This window comes from Paenibacillus dokdonensis, from assembly GCF_004916975.1.
In the GTDB taxonomy this organism is placed as follows: domain Bacteria; phylum Bacillota; class Bacilli; order Paenibacillales; family Paenibacillaceae; genus Paenibacillus_AQ; species Paenibacillus_AQ dokdonensis.
Genome location: NZ_STGQ01000002.1, coordinates 56,624 through 80,121, shown reverse-complemented (window position 1 = coordinate 80,121; position 23,498 = coordinate 56,624). Strand labels below are relative to the sequence as shown.

The following is a 23,498-nucleotide window of genomic DNA, read 5'->3' as shown; positions in this document are numbered from 1 at the left end:
TTTGATGACGAAGGGAATGTTACTGCATGCAAGGTAAAGTTAAATGGTTCAACGCAGAAAAAGGTTACGGTTTCATCGAGACTTCTGAAGGTGGAGACGTATTCGTACACTTCTCCGCAATTCAAACTGATGGCTTCAAGACTTTGGAAGAAGGTCAAGACGTAGAATTCGACATCGTCGAAGGCGCACGCGGACCGCAAGCAGCTAACGTAACTAAATTATAATCATCCGGCAAGGCCGACCTACATATACGGTTAGATGGTTAAGTAATTGAAGAACGATAGCGTAGAACCCTGGAGAAATCCGGGGTTTTTTTAATTCTCTTAAATTCCAATCCAATTTCCCCATATTCCTATATCCTGTTTCAATTCCTCCATATCGGTTAAAAATTCATACCTCCCCTTAAGCGGGAAGCGATAAAAGTAAAGGCCTTCATTATTTATGCAGTACACAGAAATGCCTTTTTACTTAGCGTTAACAAATGTGATATAATGGAACTGCAAAGGAGGAGTGCCCTATGAATTTTAGTATTCGAGGTCAACAAATCGATGTGACTGATGCTTTGAAAGACTATGTTGACAAGAAACTCAGCAGACTTGAAAAGTATTTTGATGCACCCCCTACCTCAGAAGGCTTTGTAACACTTAGTGTCGTTCGAGGTTTGCACACCGTGGAGGTGACGATTCCACTCCCAGGCGTTATGCTTCGGGCAGAGGACCGCAGCGATGATATGTACGCATCGATTGATGCCGTTGTGGACAAGTTGGAGCGTCAGATCCGCAAGCACAAGACGAAATTGAACCGCAAGTTCCGTCAGGAAGGCAGTCTGAAGACACTCTTCACGGATGAAGCCGCAGTAGGCTTGATGACAGCCGAACAGACGGAAGAAGATCATGATGATCTGGAAGTGGTCCGCAACAAACGCTTCACATTCAAACCGATGGATGTGGAAGAGGCCATTTTGCAGATGAACATGGTAGGACATAATTTCTTCGTCTTTTCCAACATTGATACTCAAGAAGTGAGCGTTGTTTACAAACGTAATGACGGCAAGTACGGTTTGATCGAGCAAACGGAATCAGATTCGTATTAAGCAGATTTCACATTCTGAAGGTACAATTTTCATGATTATGTAAAAATTAATGATTAATATGAATGAAAAAAGAGCTCATATCCTGCAACGGATTGGGCTCTTCTTACGTATATAGATAATAGAGCCAAAAACCGCGTGTGCATTGTCATCCGCACTGTTGCGGCTTGACTTACAAACTGTTACAATTTATGCAAAAGCCATTTTCAAGAATTTAATATGTATATTGTTACAAATTAACTTCAACCCATAACAGTCTGCCCTGGATGGAATCGAGTCTTTATCCGGATCCATTTCATTCAGCAGATCACCCACATTTCTGTATGAATCGGTTCCTCGTGAATCCTATCATCCAGCACATGTCTGTGAGGTTGGATAGGTCGGGGATCGAATTCCATTTGAACATAACCCTTGATATCTTGAAGTTAAATTAAACATTTGTTTTGCGTGAAAGGGGTTAACCATGCTAGGACTAGTTAAAAAGATCTTTGGCGACGTGAATGATCGTGATATCAAACGTCTCATGAAGACGGTTGATCAAATTAACAAAATAGAACCGGATTTCACTAAGCTCACTGATGAGCAGCTGAAAGCCAAAACGGATGAGTTCCGTGTGCGTTTGGAAAAAGACGAGACACTGGACGATTTGCTTCCTGAAGCATTTGCGACCGTACGTGAGGCGTCCAAGCGTGTTCTCGGTAAAAGACACTATGATGTACAGCTGGTCGGTGGTATGGCGCTCCACGAGGGCCGTATTGCAGAGATGAAGACCGGTGAAGGTAAAACACTCGTTGGTACCCTTCCGGTATACCTGAATGCTCTATTGGGCAAAGGCGTGCATGTGGTTACGGTCAATGATTATCTCGCACAGCGCGATAGTCAGGAAATGGGCCAAATTTATGAATACTTGGGTATGACGGTCGGGGTTAACCTGAGCGGCATGGACCATGCGGATAAACAAGTAGCTTATGCCTGTGATATCACTTATGGTACGAACAATGAGTTCGGCTTTGACTACCTGCGGGATAACATGGTGCTTTATAAAGAACAGATGGTTCAGCGTCCGCTTTACTTCTGTACGATTGACGAAGTGGACTCCATCCTGGTCGATGAAGCCCGTACACCGCTGATCATTTCCGGACAAGCCCAGAAATCGACGCAGCTGTACTACGTAGCTGACCGCTTTGTGAAGCAGCTGCAGGCGGAAGAAGACTACACCGTTGATATTAAGGTTAAATCCGTTGCACTCACTGAAAAGGGTGTAGCCAAAGCGGAACGCGCTTTTGGTATCGAGAACCTGTACGACCACGCGAATGTTACGCTTAATCACCATATTGTTCAGGCACTGAAAGCAAACGTGATTATGCGCCTGGATGTGGATTACGTTGTAACGGAAGACGAGGTTGTGATCGTCGATGAATTTACGGGTCGTCTGATGGCCGGCCGCCGTTATAGCGATGGCTTGCATCAAGCGATCGAAGCGAAGGAAGGCATCGAGGTTCAGAACGAGAGTATGACGCTCGCTACCATTACGTTCCAGAACTACTTCCGGATGTACCGCAAGCTTGCGGGCATGACTGGTACGGCCAAGACCGAGGAAGAAGAATTCAAGAAAATTTATGGACTGGAAGTTCTCCAGGTTCCTACGAATAAACCGAATCAGCGCGAAGACATGCCTGACGTCGTTTATAAGAGCGAGAACGGCAAGTTCAAAGCTGTTGTTGAGGAAATTGTGGAACGTCACAAAAAGAACCAGCCGGTTCTGGTTGGTACGGTATCCATTGAAAACTCTGAACTGATCTCGGATATGCTGAAGCGTAAAGGTGTCAAACACCAAGTGCTGAACGCCAAATACCATGCCGAAGAGGCTGAAATTATTTCCCGCGCCGGTCAACCGGGTACAGTAACCATTGCCACCAACATGGCGGGCCGCGGTACGGATATTTTGCTGGGTGAAGGCGTGTCCGATTTGGGCGGCTTGCATATCATGGGTACAGAGCGTCATGAATCGCGCCGGATCGATAACCAGCTTCGCGGACGTGCGGGACGCCAGGGCGACCCGGGCTCCACGCAGTTCTATCTGTCCCTTGGGGATGAGCTGATGAAGCGTTTCGGTGCAGACAACGTACTGAACATGATGGACCGTCTCGGTTTTGAAGAAGACCAGCCTATCGAAAGTAAAATGATTACCCGTGCGATTGAATCCGCGCAAAAACGTGTCGAAGGCAATAACTTCGATCTGCGTAAAATCGTGCTTCAATATGATGATGTGATGAATCAGCAGCGTGAGATTATCTACAAGCAGCGCCGCGAAATTCTGGAATCCGAGAATATCAAGGACATCGTCATGGAGATGATCAAACCGGTTATCGACCGTGTTGTCGAAGCGCATTGCTCTGACGATATTCCAGAGAACTGGGAGCTTCAAGAGGTTGCCGATTATGTGAACAGCAAACTGCTGGATGAAGGCACTGTGACGCGTGATGACCTCTGGGGCAAAGAAATACCGGATATGGAAGAATTCATTTTCAACAAAGTCACAACCAAATACGATGAACGCGAAGAAAGAATCGGCTCCGAGCTCGTACGCGAGTTTGAGAAGGTTATCGTGCTTCGTTCCGTAGACAGCAAGTGGATGGACCACATCGATGCTATGGACCAGCTTCGCCAAGGTATCCATCTTCGTGCATACGGTGGTACGGATCCGCTTCGTGAATACCAGTTTGAAGGCTTTGAAATGTTCAACGCCATGACGGCCAGCATTCAGGAAGAAGTAGCGACATACGTCATGAAGGCTCATATCGAAGCGAACCAGGAACGCCAGTCGGTGATCGAGGAAAGCAAAGTTTCAACAAACGGCGAACCTGCTGAGAAGAAACCTGTGCACACGGGCGACCAAATTGGACGCAACGATCCTTGTCCTTGCGGCAGCGGCAAAAAATACAAGCACTGCCACGGTCAAGAATAGTTGTAGCTGTATAATATAGCATGTGGCTGATTGCAGCCGGCAGCTGTAAGGATATAAGCCGCGCCCCATCGGGCTGCGGAACAGGACTCCCTTGAATCAAAGGCCTTCGGCAGCGATACAGGCATTACGCGCCAAGTCTCCTTTGTTTAAGGGAGTTTATGTCGATAAAGAGGTGAGGAAATATCATGATCGATCCATCCATCAAGCATGATTTGCGAGAAATTGCGACCAAACTAACCAATCTTAGGGGGTCACTTTGACTTAGACCTCAAGCAGGAAATGATCGCCAACTTTGAAGAAAAGATGTCCGCGCCGGATTTCTGGGATGACAACGAGAAAGCGCAGGGCGTTATTGCAGAGATGAACGCGGTTAAATCTTCCGTAGACAAATATGAAAAGCTGCAGCAGGAGTATGATGACGCGTCTATGATGGCTGAGCTGGCAGATGAAGAAGGCGACGAGTCGCTTTTTGGTGAAATTGCCGAATCGGTCAAGAGCATTCAGAAGCGGCTTGAGGATTTCGAGCTCGATCTGCTTCTGAATCAGCCTTATGATAAAATGAATGCCATTTTGGAGCTTCATCCGGGAGCAGGCGGAACCGAGTCGCAAGACTGGGGACAGATGCTGCTGCGGATGTACACCCGGTGGGCGGAGAAAAGAGGCTTCAAGGTAGAAGTTCTCGATTACCTGCCTGGTGATGAAGCGGGAATCAAGAGCGTGACGCTCCTGATCAAGGGCTTCAATGCCTATGGGTATTTAAAAACCGAGAAGGGTGTACACCGTTTGGTGCGGATTTCACCGTTTGACTCTTCGGGACGTCGGCATACTTCATTCGTATCCTGCGATGTGGTTCCGGAAATCACAGAGGATACAGATGTGGAAATCCGGACAGAGGATCTGAAGATTGATACCTACCGGGCGAGTGGCGCGGGCGGACAGCATATCAATACGACGGACTCGGCCGTACGGATTACCCACTTACCGTCAGGCATTGTGGTTACCTGCCAGAATGAACGTTCACAGATCAAGAACCGCGAACAAGCAATGACGATGCTGCGTTCCAAGCTGTACGAGCGTAAAATAGAAGAACAGCAAAAAGAACTGGATGAAATCCGAGGGGAACAGTCGGATATTGCATGGGGCAGCCAGATTCGCTCCTATGTATTCCATCCCTATAGTATGGTAAAGGACCACCGCACCTCAGTGGAAACCGGCAATGTCGGCGCTGTGATGGACGGGGATCTGGATCCTTTCATCGACGGCTATTTGCGAAGCCAGATTAAAGTGGATACCGAATAAAACCCATGAAATTCCTACACTCTATATAGATTGAACGAAAGCTTTCCTTTTGTTCAATCTATGTCGTTGGGTAGGAATTTTTGGCGTCCAGGTGTTTTATGAGGAGGCCTCTGCATCCTCAGCCAGGAGAATATATTTCAAGGAGAGAAAAACGAGTATGTCTCAAGTTGCAGCTTCAAGCCGGAGAAAGGCTCCCCTTATTCCCCCGATAGGCCCTCTGCGCCATATGGTGGATACGGTTCTTATCATTATCGGTTCCTTAATCATAGCCCTTGGATTTAATCTGTTCTTCCTGCCGAATGGCATCGCGTCCGGCGGCGTATCCGGAATATCAGTACTTGGAGAAGCCTGGCTGGGTCTAGAGCCTGCGTTTACCCAGTGGGCCCTTAATATACCTCTCTTTTTCTTAGGAGTATGGCTGCTCGGCAAAAATTACGGCATTCGCTCGCTGCTGGGAAGCGTGATTTTGCCACTGTTCGTATATCTCACCAAAGACTGGCCGCTGCCTACGGGCAACCCGCTGCTGGCTTCGATTTACGGAGGAATTGCGGTGGGACTCGGAATTGGGATTGTCTATCGTGGCAGAGGATCAACCGGAGGCCTGACAACACTTGCCCAAATTATTCAAAAATTCAGCGGGCTCAGCTTCTCACTGTGTGTTGTCCTTCTGGACGGGAGCGTCATTGTTTTAGCTGCATGCACCTTGTCTCTGGAAAAGGCACTTTATGCATTGGTCGGTCTCTATGTAACGGGAAAAGTGATTGATGCGGTTGAGCTTGGATTCAACTATTCCAAAGTAGCTTATATTATTTCAAATCATACGGAGAAAATAACCGCAGCCGTTCTCCATGATCTTGACCGAGGCTTGACGAAGTTAAACGCCCAAGGCGGATATACAGGCGATAACCGCACCGTATTGATGGTGGTCATTGGGCAAAGCGAGACAACACGGCTGAAGACGCTGGTGAGGACCGTAGACCCCGAGGCATTTGTTATCATTAGCAATACCCATGAAGTGCTAGGTGAAGGATTTAAATTGGAATCATAAGCAGATTAATAGTAGAAACAAATTGGAAGTAAAAAAGCAGCGAAACGCTTCGCTGCTTTTTTTTGCGTGATTATATTTAATATTCATTCAGGTGAATATCATTCATACAGTATGGCGCTGCATAGATCCAAAACTAAAACTCCTTATGGAACAAGGCGGAATTCGCTCGAAAGTGTTGTATTTATATTAATACAGTCGTATAATAATACATATTTATTAGAGGGATGCAAGTCAGGGGATAGAGAGGGGAAACTCGGGATGCCAGGAGAACATGGGGAAACCCGTAAGATCAGAATTGCGATTGTCGGCTCGACAGGCTACGGCGGGGTAGAATTGATCCGCTTGCTGCAGGCACATCCGCTTGCGGAGATTACGTCGGTTATTTCATCATCAAGTGCAGGAACACCGATATCGGAAGGTTTTCCGCATTTAACGGATATTATCGTCCAAAACCTGGATGGCGTGAATGCCGCGGAAATCGCGGAAAAGGCCGATGTTGTCTTCACGGCAACGCCATCAGGAGTAAGCTCGAAGCTGGTGCCGGGATTGCTGGAGGCGGGACTGAAAGTCATCGATCTGTCAGGCGATTTCCGGATCAAGGACGGCGGAACTTACGAGAAGTGGTATAAGCATCCGGCACCAGAGCAGAGCTATCTGGAAAAAGCCGTATACGGCTTATGCGAGATTTTCGGAGAGGAAGCAGCAGCTGTAGATTTCATTTCCAATCCAGGCTGCTATCCGACAGCAACGCTGCTTGGTCTGATTCCGGCAATCAGCTCTGGTTGGATCGACCCGAAAAGCATCATTATTGATGCCAAATCCGGTGTATCCGGCTCGGGCCGGGGCACAAGTCTGACTTCGCATTATGCGGAAATTAACGAAAACTTTAAAGCTTACAAAGTGAATAAGCATCAGCATATCCCGGAAATCGAGCAGGTGCTTGGCCAGGTAACCGGAGAGCCGGTAACCGTGACCTTTACGACACAACTTGTACCGATGACGCGCGGCATTATGAGTACCATGTACGCCCAGATGAATGGCGTGTATAACGACGAGGATTTCGTGGATCTGTACCGGCAGTATTATAAAGACCGCCCGTTCGTGCGTGTACGGGATAAAGGAATCTGGCCGGCAACCAAAGAAGTGTATGGATCAAACTACTGTGACATCGGATTTGCGGCAGATGCCCGGACAGGACGGGTGACGATCATTTCGGTCATCGACAATATTGTCAAAGGTGCGGCAGGCCAAGCGATACAGAACATGAATCTGATGATGGGATGGGAGGAGAATCTCGGACTGGGCTACACACCGGTGTATCCATAAAGCGCGGGATCAACTACATTATGGGACAAGAAAAATATACCGCGGTACAAGGCGGTTCCATTATAACACCTAAGGGTTTTTCCGCAGGCGGATTGCACTGCGGTTTGAAGAAAACAGATCGCCATGATCTCGGCGCGATTCTGTGTGAGGTACCGGCCGTAGCTGCGGCTGTGTACACCACGAATGTGTTTCAGGCGGCACCGCTGAAGGTGACGCGTGAGAGCCTGCAGGGCGGCAGACTGCAGGCCGTTGTCGTTAACAGCGGCAACGCTAATGCCTGCACCGGGCAGCAGGGCGAAGCTGATGCGTATACGATGCGGGCAGATGCAGCACGCCATCTGGGCGTTGCAGAGCAGGATGTGGCCGTTGCTTCAACGGGAGTGATCGGAGAGCTGCTCAAGATGGACTGCGTTACGGCAGGCATCGCAGGATTGCCGCAGCGGCTGAGCAGTGAAGCTTCCGGAGCAGAGGATTTCTCACAGGCGATTTTGACAACGGATCTCGTGAAGAAGGAAGCTTGCGTCGCAGTTATGGTTAATGGTAAGGAGATTAACATTGCCGGAGCAGCCAAAGGATCGGGCATGATTCATCCGAACATGGCGACCATGCTGGCTTTTATGACGACGGATGCGGTGATTGAGGCTGACGTGCTGCAGCAGCTTTTGCGGCAGGCGACAGATGTGACCTTTAATATGATTACAGTGGACGGAGATACAAGTACTAATGATATGCTGATCACAATGGCAAGCGGCCTGGCGGGTAATGAAGCGCTGAATCCATCCCATCCGGATTGGGAAGCTTTTGCAGCTGGATTCACCTATGTATGCCAAGTGCTGGCTCAAGCGATTGCCCGCGACGGCGAAGGGGCGACGAAACTGGTTGAAGTAAACGTAAACGGAGCGGTGAGTGATCAGTCCGCACGTGCGATTGCCAAAACCGTGATTGGCTCAAGCCTGGTGAAATCGGCTGTGTTTGGTGCAGATGCGAACTGGGGACGGATTATTGCAGCGGTTGGACGCGCAGGCGAGCCGGTGAATCCGGAAACCGTTGATATCCACATTGGCGATATTTCGGTTCTGGAGGGCTCACGCCCGGTAGTGTTTGATGAGGAAGAGGCTTTGAAATATCTAAAGGGCGACACCGTCCGTATTGTGGTTGATCTCCATCATGGTGAGGGTCATGCGACGGCTTGGGGCTGTGACCTGACCTACGATTATGTCCGCATTAATGCGGCTTACCGGACTTAGGTAGAGCGGAATGGGGGATGAGAGAGCTGTGAATACATTGGATCAACAGGAGCAAACCGCGGCTGAGGATGCAGCAAGCAAACAAAGCTTCGTCATGAAATGCGGCGGAAGTACATTGGCGGCACTGCCGGATTCCTTTTTTGAGGATTTGAAGCAGCTGCAGGCATCCGGCATTCAGCCTGTCATCGTCCATGGCGGGGGCCCGGCTATTTCGGAAAATCTGGAGAAGCTCGGGATTGATACGGAGTTCGTGAATGGTCTGCGCCGGACGACGGAAGCGGTACTGGACGTGGTGGAGATGGTGCTTGCAGGCAGCATTAACAAGCAGATTGTCAGACGCATTCAGCAGAGCGGAGGCAGGGCGCTTGGCATCTCCGGCGTCGATGGAGCGTTGATTCAGGCACAGCCTGTAGCGAATGCGGCTGAAGTCGGCTGGGTCGGCGATGTGACGCAGGTGCAGTCAGACATCATTCAAGGCATTACGGCCATGGGTTATATGCCGGTTATTGCCCCAGTTGGCGTGGATGCAAGCGGACAACGTTATAACATCAACGCCGATACGGCAGCGGGTGCTGTAGCTTCGCATCTGGGGACGGACCGAATGATCGTCGTCACGGATGTTCCCGGCATTATGAAAGAGATCGAAGGCATCAAACAGGTTCTCCCTGTTGTGACGGTGCAGCAGATCGAGGACATGATTGCCAGCGGCGATATTTACGGCGGCATGATTCCGAAAGTCAAAGCCGCGGTCAGCTGCATCCAGGGCGACGTGCAGGAAGTGGTTATCGTGAACGGCAGCGAAGCGAGGGTGCTGAGCCGGGTGCTTCAAGGCGAAACGATCGGAACGCGGATTGTGAGATAAGGAACGAAGAAAACTGAGGAAATTCATTTAATATGATTTGTGCTTGTTATGAAGCATAGTTAGCGAAGGGGACGGAATCGTACTGAAGAAGCGATAGCGTTCGCCTAAAAGCTTTCCGTAGGAAAGCTCGCTTCGGAAGCATATGCTTTGCCTCTGAATTTTCACCGCTTAAGGGATAATCAAAAAAATTTGGAGGCAACAGCGATCGGAAGAACGATCCGTAACCGTAGCGGCTAACATGCACAATGCCAAACCAGATATGATTTTTAAAATAATCCAAGTGACAGGAGTGATTTCAATGAGCAACCCTGCAGGACAGTCCAGCTCGCTGTTTCCGACATATGCCAGATATCCGATTAGTTTGGTTAAAGGCCAAGGAAGCTGGCTATGGGACGATCAAGGGAACAAGTATCTCGATTTTATGAGCGGCATTGCCGTTACCAACCTGGGTCATGCACCCGAGAAAGTAAAAACGAAGCTGAAGGATCAGCTTGATGAGCTGTGGCATGTCTCGAATCTGTTCCAGATTCCGAACCAGGAAAAGGCTGCTGCACTTTTGACCGCGAACAGCTGCGCTGATGCTGTGTTTTTCTGCAATAGTGGCGCCGAGGCCAATGAAGCGGCAATTAAGCTGGCCCGCCGTTATCACCAGAAGATTAAAGGCAGCGGACGCTTTGAAATCATTACTTTTGTCCAATCCTTCCATGGGCGGACGCTGGCCACATTGACCGCAACAGGTCAGGATAAAGTGAAGGAAGGCTTCCTGCCGCTTCCTGCAGGCTTCAAAAGCGTGCCGCTTCATGATCTCGATGCTTTAAAAGCGGCTATTACCGACCAGACCGCAGCGATCATGTTTGAATTGGTGCTGGCAGAAGGCGGCGTGCTTCCGGTTGAGCCGGACTTTGTTCAAGCCGTGAAAAAGCTGTGCGAAGAGCATGGCCTGCTGTTGATCATTGACGAAGTACAAACCGGCATGGGCCGTACAGGCAAACTGTTCGCGCATGAACACTATGGCATTGAACCGGATATTTTCACCTTGGCTAAAGGCATTGCCAGCGGATTCCCGACGGGAGCCATGCTCGGCAAGGCATTCCTTCGGGACGCATTCAGCGCAGGCAGCCATGGCTCAACCTTCGGGGGAACGCCGATTGCTACGGCGGCTATCATCGCCACCGTAGAGACGATCCTGGAGGATCAGCTTCCGCAGCGTGCGGCTGAGATGGGGAAATATCTGAAGGAACAGCTATCGGAGAAGCTTGCGAACAATCCGTATGTTAAAGCCATCCGCGGCCTTGGACTTTTGATTGGCATCGAGTGTGCCGAACCCGTGAGCGAGCTGGTGCTTGAAGGCCAGAAGCGTGGCCTGCTGTTTATCACCGCTGGACCAAACGTGATCCGCCTGCTGCCAAACCTTTACGTATCGAAGGAAGAAATCGATCAGGCGGTAAGCATTATCGCTGACGTGTTCCATGACCATACAGCCGTAAAAAAAGACTAACACTTTAAATATTTTCATCATTAGTGATTAAGCAAGCTAAAGAACGAATGAGAAAAAGGAGGAACACCCATGACCCAGGCAGAACAGCTGCAGCATGTAAACTTGAAAGGCCGGGACTTGCTCGAACTTGACGATTACACCCCGGCTGAGATTCAGTATTTGATTGAATTGGCCGTTGAATTGAAGCGGAAGCAAAAGAACGGTGAGGTTTACCAGCCGCTGAAAGGCAAAACGATCGGACTTATTTTTGAAAAATCCTCTACCCGTACGCGTGTATCCTTTGAGGTCGGAGCGTTCCAGCTGGGCGCGCACGCACTCTTTTTGAGTAAAAATGATATCCAGCTCGGACGCGGCGAAATCATCAGCGATACGGCGCAGGTGCTTTCCCGTTATCTTGACGGCATCATGATCCGTACCTTCGGACATCACAACGTGACCGATCTGGCTAAATATGCATCCGTGCCGGTCATTAACGGCCTCAGCGATCTGGCGCATCCATGCCAGGTGCTGGCGGACTTCCAAACCGTATACGAGCACAAAGGTACGCTAAAAGGCCTCAAGCTGGCCTACATTGGTGATGGCAACAACATGGCGCATTCCCTTATGATCGGCGGGGCGAAGCTTGGCGTGCATGTATCCATTGCAAGTCCGGAAGGTTATGAGCCGGATGTTGAAGTGGTAAAACAAAGCCGCGAGATCGCCAAGGAAACCGGAGCGGAAATCGTCGTAACGCGCAGTCCGCAGGAAGCCGTGAAGGACGCTGACGTCATCTATACGGATGTATGGGCGAGCATGGGCTTTGAGGAAGAGCAAAAAATCCGCGAGGCGGCTTTCAAAGACTACCAAGTGGATGAAGAACTGGCCAAAGGCGCCAAGAGCGACTATCTGTTCATGCACTGCCTGCCAGCACACCGCGGTGAAGAGGTTAGCGCAGGTGTGATCGACGGCAAGAACTCCGTTATTTTCGATCAGGCCGAGAACCGTCTGCACGCGCAGAAGGCTTTGATGGCCGCGTTGATGGGGTAAGGTTTTATTCAATTTCGGATCAGGCCTAGAACCGTCTGCACGCGCAGAAGGTGTTTATGGCAGCGTTGATGAGGTAAGGTTTTATTCAAAGAAGTTAGGATCAATATCATAATTAGTACTTGAGGAATACGCAGCAGCGGAGGGGACGGAATCGATCTGAAGAAGCGTTAGCGGTCGCCTTTGTTCCCGAATTTCTACTTTAGTAAAGTTCAATCAAGAAATTCGGGAACAACAGCGATCGGAAGAACGATCCGTACCCGTAGCGGTCACATTCGCGCACAAACGGTCCGTACCCGCAGCGCTCAATACGTACGACGAAGTAAAATAGGATATTTAACCCAATCACGTTATAATTGAACTACGAAGCGTAAAAAGAAAGGAAGTTCAACACATGGCAAAAGAAAAAATCGTGCTCGCCTACTCCGGCGGCCTGGACACATCTATTATTCTCAAATGGCTTAAAGAAACCTATGATGCGGAAATCATCGCTTTTACAGCGGATATCGGACAAAAGGAAGAACTCGACGGCCTCGAGGAAAAAGCACTGGCAACAGGCGCTTCCAAAGTATACATCGATGATCTGCGCGATGAATTCGCGAAGGACTTTATTTATCCGATGTTCCAGGCAGGCGCGCTGTATGAAGGCCAGTACCTGCTCGGAACCAGTATTGCTCGTCCGTTGATCGCTAAGCGCATGGTTGAGATTGCGCGTGCTGAAGGCGCAACAGCGATTGCACACGGGGCAACCGGCAAAGGTAATGACCAGGTTCGTTTCGAACTGGGCGTTGCTGCGCTCGCTCCGGATATCGATGTCATCGCGCCATGGCGCCTTGAAGAGTTCCGTAACGACTTCCCGGGACGTGCCGAGATGATCGCTTTTGCCGAAAAACACGGCATTCCGGTTACAGCTTCTGCGGCCAAGCCTTATTCCATGGACCGCAACCTGCTGCATATCAGCTATGAGAGCGGCGTGCTGGAAGATCCTTGGTTTGATGCAAGCGCACCTGAAAATAAAGAAATGTTCCTGCTGAGCGCGTCCCCTGAGGATGCTCCGGATGAAGCGGAATACCTTGATCTCGAATTCGCACAAGGCAACTGTGTAGCGCTGAACGGCGAAAAGCTGAACCCGCTGCAAGTCATGGAAAAGCTGAATGAACTGGGCGGCAAGCATGGCATCGGACGCGTGGACATGGTGGAAAACCGCTTTGTCGGCATGAAGAGCCGTGGCGTGTATGAAACGCCGGGCGGCACAATCCTGTTCACCGCTCACCGCAAAATGGAATCCATTACGATGGACCGCGAAGTCATGAACCTGCGTGACAGCCTGATTACACGTTACAGTACCCTCGTGTACAACGGCTTCTGGTTTGCTCCGGAACGTCTGGCTGTGCAGGCGCTGGTAACCGAAAGCCAAAAGAACGTATCGGGCACGGTTCGCGTGAAGCTGTATAAAGGCAATATTATCGCCGCAGGCGTGAAGAGTCCGGTAAGCTTGTACAATCCGGATATTGCCACCATGGAAGCCGATCCGACGCAAGCATACGATCAAGGGGATGCAACGGGCTTTATCCGCTTGAACGCACTTCGTCTTAAAGTAAGCACTGGCGTAGAACAGAGCCAATAAATGATTGAACCGCGCAGCGGCAAGGCATTAGCGGCCGTTCCTTTTCCAGATGAGAAGGGACGGCCCTCTGCCGTCAGAGAGGAGAGAACATAAGTGAGTAAACTATGGGGAGGGCGCTTTACAAAGCAGACCAACCATTTGGTGGACGAGTATACTGCATCCATCGGGTTTGACCAGGCGCTTGCAGAGGAAGACATCCAAGGAAGTCTTGCGCATGTGACGATGCTGGGCAAATGCGGGATTTTGCCGCAGGAGGATGTTGAAACCATCAAAGCCGGTCTGAACAAAGTGCTGGACAAGATCCATAACCATGAAATCGAGTTCTCGGTTTCGGATGAAGATATTCATATGAACGTGGAAAAAAACCTCATTGCCGAGATCGGTCCGGTTGGCGGGAAACTGCATACTGGACGCAGCCGCAATGACCAAGTAGCAACGGATATGCATCTATATCTGCGCAAACGCGTGGTCGAGCTGTCGGGCATGCTGCATGAGCTGCAAAAATCCTTGGTGGGACAAGCCAGAGATAACCTGGATACGATCGTGCCTGGCTACACGCATCTGCAGCGGGCACAGCCGATTCTGTTCGCCCATCACTTGATGGCGTACGTTTCGATGTTCCAGCGTGATATTGAGCGTCTGATGGACAGCTACAAGCGCATCAACGTGCTTCCGCTTGGCGCGGGTGCCTTGGCAGGAACAACGTTCCCGATTGACCGCCATTTCGTGGCAGAGCAGCTGCAGTTTGACCGTGTCTATGAAAATAGCCTGGATGCTGTCAGTGATCGTGATTTTATCGTTGAGTTCCTGTCTGACGCTTCGATCATCATGATGCATCTCTCCCGCCTGTCGGAAGAACTGGTGCTGTGGAGCAGTACTGAGTTTAACTTCATTGAGCTGGACGATGCGTTCTGCACAGGCAGCAGCATTATGCCACAGAAGAAGAATCCGGACGTGCCAGAACTGGTTCGCGGCAAAACAGGCCGTGTCTATGGCAATTTGATGGGTCTGCTTACAGTGCTGAAATCCCTGCCGCTGGCCTACAACAAGGATATGCAGGAAGACAAAGAAGGCATGTTCGACACCGTAGCGACACTTGAAGGCGCGCTGCAGCTGTTCGCACCGATGATTACCACCATGAAGGTGAACAAATCGCGGATGCGCGAGGCTGTGAACAAAGACTTTTCCAATGCGACGGATATCGCTGACTTCCTCGTGGGCAAAGGCCTTCCGTTCCGCCAGGCGCATGAAGTTATCGGAAAAACGGTGCTTTACTGCATTCAGAACGGCAAGTACTTGCTCGATCTGACGATGGATGAGTTCACGCAGTTCTCGGACCTGTTCGACGACGCGATTTACGAAGTGCTTCAGCCGGAGACCGTGGTCAACGCCCGTAACGTGTACGGCGGTACAGCAACAGACCAGGTGGCAAACGCCGTCAAGCGCAGTGAAGTGCTGATGCAGTTGACAGTGCATTGGCTTGAAGAGCATCAATAAGATTTTTAATTAAAATAGTTCATATGAACTATGTTTGATAATAATGAAGCCGGTCTTGGAATCTCTGATTCTACCGGCTTTTTTGCTGTATTTTCATAGTTGGGGATTGCTGACTAAAGAGGACAAAGCATATAATGAAATATTACATATTATCCATTTTTAGCTATTTATATGATGGTCACGCGAAGGAGAGTCGGCAGAGGTGTTTAAAACCGTCTCAAAGCAGGAAAAAGGTTTTACTTTGGTAGAGTTTCTGGCGGCAATTGTGATCTTCTCTATCGTATCTATAGTTCTTTTCTCCTATTTCAGTAATGCACAGCAGCTCGTGCTGCAGCTGAAAAAGATTCAAGACAAATCATTCGCCAAATTAACGGATATTGAGTTTCAATTACAGGAGAGTAATCAGATTGCCCTTATGACGGGGAAAAAGCCGGAGGATTACAGCTCCGTTAAGGAAGTGAAAATGAAAGCTGTGGTGGAAGGCGGCTATAATGAGATCCATGCGTGGATGAACCAGCTTCAGGCCGCACCCCGCCTCGTTACCATCGATTCCTTCAGCTTTCAACAGCCGTATGAGCAGCGCAATCCCGGAAGCATTTTGACTGCGAATATTTCATTCACAGCCTACTACACGGTCGCGAAACCGAAATCCTGATGTTCTTCTGCAAAAGAGAGGAGCCGACTCTATGATCACCATAGAGCCGGCTTTTTTACTACCCGTTTATTTCAAATCCGGCACGCCCCATTTAACGATATGGCCCACGTGAGTCAGCCCGCCTCCAAAGCCATAAAGAACCAGGGTGTCTCCATATTTCAATTTTCCCTCCTGAACCCCAAGACCAAGCGCCAGCGGGATGGAAGCCGCGGAGGTATTTCCCATATACTCTACGCTGTACAAGGTGTCATCCAAAGAGAAGCCTGTTTTTTCGCATATGGATTCCACCATTCTCAGATTAGCGCTGTGGGGTACAAACCAGTCGATATCTCCGGTGTTCATGTGGGCGCGTGACAGCAGCTCTTCAGTCCCTGCGGTGACCGTCCGCGTAGCCCATTTATACACTTCCCGCCCGTTTTGAACCATATATCCATCACCTTGCAACGGGAGTCCATTCATCCATTTGGATATGCCGGAACGATAGAGATGTACACTTCCGCTGCCATCCGTTCCTTGAATCGATTGGATAAAGCTTGGATTTGCTTCATCATACTCAATCAGCACCGCTCCAGCCCCGTCTCCGAACAGAATGCAGGTCGTCCGGTCAGTGTAATCGGTAACTTTAGAAAGTGTTTCTCCGCCCACAACAAGTATTTTACGATGCAGTCCCGAGGTTATGAGTCCATTGGCCACATGCAATCCGTAAGCGAATCCGGCACAGGTCGCGTTCAAATCGAATGCTCCGGTGCTTTGGATCTTAAAATGCTCCTGAATAAGGCAAGCCACACTGGGGAAGGGATAATCCGCAGTCGTCGTAGCGACAATGATCAAATCGACGTCATCAACGCTCTTGCTATAGGTTTGCATCAAATTGTCTACTGCCCGGATACATAGGTCCGACGTGAATTCCTGTTCTCCGCTGATCCGGCGTTCTCGCATTCCAGTCCGCTGCACAATCCATTCATCATTCGTATCCACGAGCTTCTCCAGATCCTCATTGGTTAATCTCTTCTCCGGCACGTACGTTCCGATGGCGGTGATTCTGGCCTTGGATGATAGGGTATTCATCGCGATCTCTCCTCATCTTGGATTATGGAATTACGAGAAAAAAGACTTCCGGTAAAAATTATCATCAGGTAATGGTACTTGGTACTAATTATAGGCAATATGAGTTCAATTTCAACCTTTTTTTGTGTAGTGTCATTATCGATGAAAATATTTTCATGATTCTTGAGAGTGATTTTCCCGTCTGCTATCTTCCGAACGTTACCTTTAAAAATGATGGCCAGCTATAAGGAATGGCCTGCCGTGCCATTATTCCACCGCCGTCATTCCTTAGGCTTTTTGTACAAGCCGGATTGTGGTTATCTGGGATAATTTACAATGTGGAGTAACTATGATAAATTATTTTTGTATCAACAAGCGGTACAGTGTTTCATTGTATGGAACAAATTAATCGCCATAAAACTTTCGAAGGTGACTGTGACTGTAATTTAAGGGGGAGAGTCTATGATGGAAGAGTCGATGAAGAACCAGGTAAAGCAGCAGTTTTCCCGGAATGCGGAAAAGTACGTGACGAGCGCACGCCACGCCAAAGGCGAGGATCTGGCCTGGCTCGTATCATGTGCCAAAGCCAATGCGAATATGAATGTGCTCGATATCGCGACAGGGGGAGGGCATGTGGCCAATGCGCTTGCGCCGTTGGTTCGGCATGTGACGGCTTACGACTTGACCCGTGAAATGCTGGAAGCCGCAGAACGCTTTATCGGCGGGAATGGATATACGAACGTAAGCTACGTAACGGGGGATGCGGAGCAGCTGCCTTTTGAAGATGAGTCCTTCGATCTGGTGACCTGCCGAATCGCCGCACATCATTTCACGGATATTCCGGTATTTGCCGCAGAGGCACTGCGGGTTGCCACCCCTGGAGGGAAACTGCTGCTGATAGACAATGTGGCTCCCGAGCAGGACCATTTGGATCAATTTTACAATGATATCGAAAAATTCCGGGACGCAAGGCCATGTCCGGGCATGGAAGAAGTCGGAGTGGATTCGTTTACTCGAAAGCACAGGATTCCGCATCGAGATGGCAGTCTGCTTCCCGAAACCGTTCCAGTTCCAGGATTGGTGCGAGCGGGCCGGACTTCCGCAAGGGGAGAGAGACGCCTTGGAGAACAAGCTGCTGCAGTCTGCCGAAGACGAACGCCGGTTTTTCTCGATCAATACGAATGAAGAGGGCAGGCTCACAAGCTTTCCAGGAGAATCCGTCTATATTCAGGCCATCCGGCTAGAGTAAGCAGCATGCACAGTCTGTGCCTGCTTGGCAAACAAACGGCCGTATGCGATGATGAATTCATATTCGCTCGGAAAGGGGAAATGATGGAAATGAAATGCGCAGTACTGGACGATTACCAGCGGGTCGCCTTATCGATGGCGGATTGGTCGGCCGTCGAGGAGCGCATCGAGCTCCGCGTATTCGATACTCACTTCGATAACGAGGAGGAACTGGCCGCCGCGATCGAGGATTTCGAGATTGTCGTCATTATGAGGGAACGGACGCCATTCCGGGAATCGCTGTTCCGGCGGCTGCCGCGTCTGAAGCTGCTGGTCACGACAGGCATGCGCAACGCCTCGGTCGATTTGGCCGCGGCTGCGCAACAAGGCGTCGTCGTATGCGGGACGCGAGGGGGCGGCGAAGGGACGACGGAGCTGACCTGGGCGCTCATTCTCGGACTCGCAAGAAAGATGGTGCAGGAGAACGAAGCGCTGCGCGGTGGCGGGCCTTGGCAGAGCACGATCGGCGTCGATCTGATCGGCAAACGGTTAGGGCTGCTCGGCCTTGGACGTATCGGGAGCAACGTCGCACGCATCGGGCAAGCCTTCGGTATGGAGGTCGCGGCTTGGAGCCAAAATTTGACCGCCGACAAAGCTACAGCTGCCGGCGTGAAGCTCGCGTCGTCGAAGGACGAGCTGCTGGGGAGCAGCGACTTCGTCTCCATCCATCTTGTGCTCGGAGACCGGACGAGAGGACTGATCGGCGCGCGGGAGCTTGGGCTGATGCGCCCGTCCGCATACCTCATCAACACCTCAAGGGCGCCTATCGTCGACAGGGATGCGCTGATCGAGGCTTTGCGCAGCGGCCGAATCGCCGGAGCCGGTCTGGACGTGTTCGAGCAGGAGCCGCTGCCTGCTGACGACCCGCTCCGCGCGATGCCGAACGTGCTGGCGACGCCGCATGTCGGTTACGTAACGGAGGCATCCTACCGCGCCCTCTTCCACGGCATCGTCGAGGCGATCGACGCGTTCCTGAAAGGCTCACCCGTAAATGTGCTGGGCCCTATTGAATAAGATGCCGCTGCATGATCCTTTAGGCAGACTCATACCCTTGATTCGTCAGTAATGCTGATGGATCAGGGGTTTTTGTATTTCTGCAGAAATATGCATTTGCGGAGTTGAGTATATGGTTAGCAGCGCGTTCATTGCTTAAAGTGGTTTTTACCTGAACGCCCCTCGGTAAACTGTGACCGTTTGAATTTGGCAGGGGATACGCCGAGCTTCTGAGTGAAGATCCGGGTGAAGTAGTGAACCGATTGGAAGCCGCACTGACAGGCGATATCTTTAATGGACTGATCCCCTTCCAGGAGCAGCTGCGAAGCAAATTGAACCCTTCGCTCCTGAACATAGTGAACGAAGGTTTGGTTTGTATGCTTTTGGAACAGTCTCGTCAGGTGACGCGAAGAGATATGAAGATGATTAGCGACGGTCATCAGGGTGAGTTCTTTGCTCAGGTTATCGTTAATAAACAGCTTGGCTTGCCGGAAAAGGATATTCTCTTCATGCAGGGCATCCGTAGGAAGCTGCAGGGAAAAGGCCGGTTTAGGTCCATGCAGTGCGAGAATCGAAAGCAGCAGGGACATCGAGCTGTTTTTCAGCAAGACGGGCATGACAGGCCCTTCATTTTGAAAGACGGATATTAACGCTTCCCAAAAACGGCCTGCAGGACGTGCGTCAGCGCCATAGATGACCGATTGGGCTTGCTCCAGGAGCTGGCGGAAGGCCTCGATGTATAGACTCCCTGAACGCTCTTCATCCACTTCAAAGGCAACATACACCAGGGTTAGTCCGGCAACACTGCGTATTTGATGCCAAGTGCCAGGCAAAGACAAAAAGGATGTTCCCTTACGGAGCGGATATTCCATGCCGTGCTCGATGTAAAAGCCGCTGCCTTCGATCACATAACAGGCTTCAAAGAACGAATGGCGGTGCAGGGCATTATCAAAATGCGTGGGCATGAACCCCCAATATAGGATGGAAATACTCAAGTCTTTCTCTTCAAGCCTGGTTAGCTGGCGGTTGCAAATTTGGTTGGCACGGCGGAAGGTTGCTTCGATCAATGACATGGGTATCTCCTTTCATCATATAAATCAGAGACTTGAATGGAGTGAATCAAAGGCGGAAAACAGATGTCCGTTTTTTACAAAAGGAAGACCTGTTCATGCAAAGACATTGGCACACTGTTTTAATACAATGTTACACAAGTTGAGCGTTGTTTGGAAAGATTGTTGTTTAAATCAAGATCGTCGTTACCCTGAGGAAGGACTGAAATGTTATGTTCGAAACAAGACCGCTGAATCCGATTCGAAAAGCCATCCTTGAAAATGGCATGGAACAGGGATATGAGGCATTGCTGAAGCAGGTGATCTCTCAAACGCAAGGCGCAAGCAGTAACGTGGTTACCTTTGCGATAGACGGTACGCACGGTGCAGATTTTCAGGCGCTGCTAAAGCGTTTGATCCCATTCGCAGAGGAGCATGGGTTTCGCTTCGCCGCTGCGGATGTGTATGGATATTTGAAATCCGGAACGGAGCTGAGGCATCATTTTGACCGGAACATAACCGATAATCGCGCCTTTGGTTACGTATCGGAGGCGAAGATTGACGATTATTTCAGGGATGGGGCACAGCGTAGTTTTGCCGAGTATGCAGACGAGCTCGTTGAAACCGCAAGCGCCAGGACGCTGTTTATTGTTTTTGGCCCGGGTGCCTTATGGCTGTGTGACGGCCGCTGTGAGGGTTCACTGTTCCTCGACGTTTCACGGGAATACCAGGAGATCGCCCATAAAGATGGGTTGTTGAACTTCGGATTGAGCTGGAATGTGGATGCGGTAGAAAAATATAAAATAGCTTATTTTGTGGAATGGCCGCTGATGGAAGGTTATCGGAAGGAGCGATTGGAATCATTTGATATTTATGTCGATATGAATGATCCGCGCTGCCCCGTAATGTTGACCGTACGCGACCTTTTGGCTGTGATTGATGACATTTCCCGGTTCCCGCTGCGCGTAAAGCCGTTTATGATGCCGGGTGTATGGGGTGGGCAATATCTGAAGCAAATAGCCGGCCTGCCGGATAATATGGTGAACTGTGCCTGGAACTTCGAGCCGATTGCTCCGGAAAATTCGGTGCTCGTATCGAAAGGGAATCAAGTCGTGGAAATTCCTTTCCTGCTCGTGATGGCTTATGCCCATATGGACATGATCGGCGCCCGTAACGTTCAGTTGTTCGGCGATTATTTTCCCGTCCGGTTTGACTTTTTGGACACGATGGATGGGGATAACCTCTCTTGTCAGGTCCATCCGAAACAGGCTTATGTCCGGGAGCGATTCAATGAATTTATGGAGCAGCAGGAGTCGTATTACATTATGGAAAAACAAGGCAACGCCAAAGTATACCTCGGATTGACCGAGACCTGTGCGCCTGAGTCGTTCCAAGCAGCTGCAGAGCAGTCCCAAGCCACCGGAGAACCGATAGCTTTTACGGACTATGTGCAGGAATGGACAAGTGAGAAGGGAGATCTGTATCTCATTCCGACGGGGACGGTCCACTGCTCGGGGAAAAACAATTTCGTGCTAGAAATTTCGGCGACGACATGGTGGTTTACATTCAAAATATACGACTATGTGCGAAAGGATTTGGATGGAAAGCCGCGTCCCATGAACATCGAGCACGCCTTCGAAAATATTGATTTTACGCGTAAAGGAGATTGGGTTCGGGATCACCTGATTCCGGGGCCGAAACTTCTGAATGAGCAAGGAAGCAATATGGAGTACGTGCTTGGGGAAAGAGATGATTTGCTTTTTTATGTCAATCGCATCCATCTGACCGATCGCTGGGAGGATGAAACGGATGATGAGTTCGTTCTGCTTAATCTGGTCGAAGGGGAATGCGTGCGTATTGTTTCGCTCGATGATGAAACGGTTTACGTCGAATTCCGTTACGCAGAGTCGTACATCATTCCTGCCTCGTTTGGTGCGTACGCCATTGTGAATCTTGGGAGTATGCCATGCAAACTGATTAAAGCAGGCGTTTCGAAAAAATGGAACATCAGCTTGGTTGACATACATGCGTGATAGCGTATTGGCCTTTGACGTCGGAGGCACTTATGTTAAAGCAGGCATTTTCGAAAGCAGCGGGAGCCTCCTTGAACCTGTTGCCATCTACCCCGCCCGTTCGGGGGAAGAGAAGGAAGCGCTGCTGCGGCATTTTACCGATCTCATCGCGGTTCAGGGAAATCGGGTTCCGGCCGGATACGCGATCCGGGGTGTCGGGTTAGGATTCCCGGGCCCTTTCGATTATGAAAGAGGGATTTGCCGGACACGCGGCTTGAACAAGTTTGAAGCATTGTACGGCGTCAACCTCAAAGAAGAATTGACCGCCAGGATTGCGGGCATTCCAGAGCTGCGGGCAAGATGGAGATCTCTTCCGGAAGTTGCCATCGAGAATGATGCAGCATTGTTTGCTCTCGGCGAATGTGCCTTTGGTGTCGGGCGGGGTTATGAGAAAACGATTTGTCTGACGATTGGCACGGGCTTCGGCTCAGCCTTCGTTAGCAGCGGGCAGCTGGTCAAACAGGGCAAGGGGGTTCCTGAAGGTGGATGGCTGTACCGTTTGCCCTACCGGGAGGGGATGATGGACGACTATATCTCACGCAGAGGAATCGTTCGTCTTGCCAGGGAGATGGGAATTGAGAATGTAGCTGCAGGTGAAGAGGATGTGAAGCATTTGGCGGATCGGGCACGCTCCGGCGAATCGCAGGTGGTACAGCTGTTCCGTAAATTTGGCGAAAGGCTGGCGGAGGTGCTGCTTCCTTTAATCCGATCCTATCAACCTGGTGCCGTTGTCATCGGGGGGCAGATTGCTCAAAGCGCCGATCTATTCGTTTCGGATTCGATGGATAACATTCCGGTCCGCATCTCATCGGATATATCGGTGAGTGCGCTTCGGGGAGCATGTCAGCTTTTTACAGGAGATCAGGGCTTCTAACAATTGTGGCCGCATTTTTATAAAATGATGCTGGGG

18 protein-coding genes and 1 pseudogene are annotated in these 23,498 nt (G+C 50.2%); 17 read left to right on the top strand and 2 right to left on the bottom strand.

The window, feature by feature from the left end; translation table 11 throughout:
• Positions 1-26: 26 nt before the first annotated feature.
• From E6W40_RS18510 to pilO, 13 genes are all read left to right on the top strand, one after another.
• A complete protein-coding gene (locus tag E6W40_RS18510) occupies positions 27-224 on the top strand; it encodes a cold shock domain-containing protein (RefSeq protein WP_136607122.1) in 198 nt (65 codons plus the stop codon).
• A gap of 293 nt (positions 225-517) precedes the next feature.
• The gene (gene hpf / locus E6W40_RS18505) at positions 518-1,093 is read left to right on the top strand and encodes a ribosome hibernation-promoting factor, HPF/YfiA family (protein WP_136607121.1); all 576 of its coding nucleotides are present in this window, start codon (positions 518-520) and stop codon (positions 1,091-1,093) included.
• A 460-nt stretch (positions 1,094-1,553) separates the two neighbouring features.
• Positions 1,554-4,058 carry a preprotein translocase subunit SecA gene (secA, locus tag E6W40_RS18500; protein ID WP_136607120.1) on the top strand — a complete coding sequence of 835 codons (2,505 nt, stop codon included), beginning with the start codon at positions 1,554-1,556 and terminating at the stop codon, positions 4,056-4,058.
• Between the two features lie 185 nt (positions 4,059-4,243).
• A protein-coding gene (gene prfB, locus E6W40_RS18495) for a peptide chain release factor 2 (protein ID WP_136607119.1) occupies positions 4,244-5,357 on the top strand; the annotation gives its coding sequence in 2 pieces (ribosomal slippage) (positions 4,244-4,315 and positions 4,317-5,357; 1,113 coding nt in all).
• A gap of 157 nt (positions 5,358-5,514) precedes the next feature.
• On the top strand, positions 5,515-6,405 hold the full coding sequence (locus tag E6W40_RS18490) for a YitT family protein (protein ID WP_136607118.1): 891 nt from the start codon (positions 5,515-5,517) through the stop codon (positions 6,403-6,405).
• A 258-nt stretch (positions 6,406-6,663) separates the two neighbouring features.
• Entirely contained in the window at positions 6,664-7,731 is a 1,068-nt protein-coding gene (gene argC / locus E6W40_RS18485; protein WP_136607117.1) for an N-acetyl-gamma-glutamyl-phosphate reductase, read from the top strand.
• A 20-nt stretch (positions 7,732-7,751) separates the two neighbouring features.
• On the top strand, positions 7,752-8,978 hold the full coding sequence (argJ, locus tag E6W40_RS18480; protein ID WP_136607116.1) for a bifunctional glutamate N-acetyltransferase/amino-acid acetyltransferase ArgJ: 1,227 nt from the start codon (positions 7,752-7,754) through the stop codon (positions 8,976-8,978).
• A 10-nt stretch (positions 8,979-8,988) separates the two neighbouring features.
• Positions 8,989-9,840, top strand: coding sequence for an acetylglutamate kinase (argB, locus tag E6W40_RS18475; RefSeq protein ID WP_136607115.1), 852 nt, complete (start codon positions 8,989-8,991; stop codon positions 9,838-9,840).
• 298 nt (positions 9,841-10,138) lie between these two features.
• Positions 10,139-11,338: an acetylornithine transaminase gene (locus E6W40_RS18470; RefSeq protein ID WP_136607114.1), complete on the top strand. Its 1,200-nt coding sequence runs from the start codon at positions 10,139-10,141 to the stop codon at positions 11,336-11,338.
• Positions 11,339-11,407: 69 nt separating this feature from the next.
• Positions 11,408-12,364, top strand: a complete 957-nt coding sequence (argF, locus tag E6W40_RS18465; protein WP_136607113.1) for an ornithine carbamoyltransferase — start codon at positions 11,408-11,410, stop codon at positions 12,362-12,364.
• Positions 12,365-12,755: 391 nt separating this feature from the next.
• Positions 12,756-13,988, top strand: coding sequence for an argininosuccinate synthase (locus tag E6W40_RS18460; RefSeq protein WP_136607112.1), 1,233 nt, complete (start codon positions 12,756-12,758; stop codon positions 13,986-13,988).
• Between the two features lie 93 nt (positions 13,989-14,081).
• A complete protein-coding gene (argH, locus tag E6W40_RS18455) occupies positions 14,082-15,485 on the top strand; it encodes an argininosuccinate lyase (RefSeq protein ID WP_136607111.1) in 1,404 nt (467 codons plus the stop codon).
• Between the two features lie 202 nt (positions 15,486-15,687).
• On the top strand, positions 15,688-16,140 hold the full coding sequence (gene pilO / locus E6W40_RS18450) for a type 4a pilus biogenesis protein PilO (RefSeq protein ID WP_136607110.1): 453 nt from the start codon (positions 15,688-15,690) through the stop codon (positions 16,138-16,140).
• Between the two features lie 66 nt (positions 16,141-16,206).
• Here the strand turns inward: pilO and E6W40_RS18445 are convergent, their stop codons facing one another.
• Positions 16,207-17,208, bottom strand: a complete 1,002-nt coding sequence (locus tag E6W40_RS18445; protein WP_136607109.1) for a ketoacyl-ACP synthase III — start codon at positions 17,206-17,208, stop codon at positions 16,207-16,209.
• Positions 17,209-17,652: 444 nt separating this feature from the next.
• On the opposite strand from E6W40_RS18445, the pseudogene E6W40_RS18440 reads away from it, so the two are divergent.
• A pseudogene (locus E6W40_RS18440) lies at positions 17,653-18,436 on the top strand (class I SAM-dependent methyltransferase).
• 89 nt (positions 18,437-18,525) lie between these two features.
• Positions 18,526-19,488, top strand: coding sequence for a D-2-hydroxyacid dehydrogenase family protein (locus E6W40_RS18435; RefSeq protein ID WP_246073099.1), 963 nt, complete (start codon positions 18,526-18,528; stop codon positions 19,486-19,488).
• A gap of 128 nt (positions 19,489-19,616) precedes the next feature.
• Here E6W40_RS18435 and E6W40_RS18430 read toward each other — a convergent pair whose 3' ends face one another.
• Positions 19,617-20,540, bottom strand: a complete 924-nt coding sequence (locus E6W40_RS18430) for a helix-turn-helix transcriptional regulator (protein ID WP_136607108.1) — start codon at positions 20,538-20,540, stop codon at positions 19,617-19,619.
• A 209-nt stretch (positions 20,541-20,749) separates the two neighbouring features.
• Between E6W40_RS18430 and E6W40_RS18425 the strand changes: the two genes are divergently transcribed.
• On the top strand, positions 20,750-22,549 hold the full coding sequence (locus E6W40_RS18425) for a class I mannose-6-phosphate isomerase (protein ID WP_136607107.1): 1,800 nt from the start codon (positions 20,750-20,752) through the stop codon (positions 22,547-22,549).
• Positions 22,542-23,462: an ROK family protein gene (locus E6W40_RS18420; RefSeq protein ID WP_136607106.1), complete on the top strand. Its 921-nt coding sequence runs from the start codon at positions 22,542-22,544 to the stop codon at positions 23,460-23,462. Before E6W40_RS18425 ends, E6W40_RS18420 begins: the two co-directional genes overlap by 8 nt.
• The last annotated feature ends 36 nt before the right edge of the window (positions 23,463-23,498 follow it).

Bases quoted from the DNA above. Each gene is read 5' to 3' on its own strand.
- E6W40_RS18460 (WP_136607112.1), top strand. From the start codon at position 12,756: ATGGCAAAAGAAAAAATCGTGCTCGCCTACTCCGGCGGCCTGGACACA.
- argB (WP_136607115.1), top strand. From the start codon at position 8,989: ATGGGGGATGAGAGAGCTGTGAATACATTGGATCAACAGGAGCAAACC.
- argC (WP_136607117.1), top strand. From the start codon at position 6,664: ATGCCAGGAGAACATGGGGAAACCCGTAAGATCAGAATTGCGATTGTC.
- E6W40_RS18435 (WP_246073099.1), top strand. From the start codon at position 18,526: ATGAAATGCGCAGTACTGGACGATTACCAGCGGGTCGCCTTATCGATG.
- E6W40_RS18470 (WP_136607114.1), top strand. From the start codon at position 10,139: ATGAGCAACCCTGCAGGACAGTCCAGCTCGCTGTTTCCGACATATGCC.
- E6W40_RS18430 (WP_136607108.1), bottom strand. From the start codon at position 20,540: ATGTCATTGATCGAAGCAACCTTCCGCCGTGCCAACCAAATTTGCAAC.
- E6W40_RS18510 (WP_136607122.1), top strand. From the start codon at position 27: ATGCAAGGTAAAGTTAAATGGTTCAACGCAGAAAAAGGTTACGGTTTC.
- E6W40_RS18420 (WP_136607106.1), top strand. From the start codon at position 22,542: ATGCGTGATAGCGTATTGGCCTTTGACGTCGGAGGCACTTATGTTAAA.
- E6W40_RS18490 (WP_136607118.1), top strand. From the start codon at position 5,515: ATGTCTCAAGTTGCAGCTTCAAGCCGGAGAAAGGCTCCCCTTATTCCC.
- E6W40_RS18425 (WP_136607107.1), top strand. From the start codon at position 20,750: ATGTTCGAAACAAGACCGCTGAATCCGATTCGAAAAGCCATCCTTGAA.
- argJ (WP_136607116.1), top strand. From the start codon at position 7,752: ATGGGACAAGAAAAATATACCGCGGTACAAGGCGGTTCCATTATAACA.
- argF (WP_136607113.1), top strand. From the start codon at position 11,408: ATGACCCAGGCAGAACAGCTGCAGCATGTAAACTTGAAAGGCCGGGAC.
- hpf (WP_136607121.1), top strand. From the start codon at position 518: ATGAATTTTAGTATTCGAGGTCAACAAATCGATGTGACTGATGCTTTG.
- secA (WP_136607120.1), top strand. From the start codon at position 1,554: ATGCTAGGACTAGTTAAAAAGATCTTTGGCGACGTGAATGATCGTGAT.
- E6W40_RS18445 (WP_136607109.1), bottom strand. From the start codon at position 17,208: ATGAATACCCTATCATCCAAGGCCAGAATCACCGCCATCGGAACGTAC.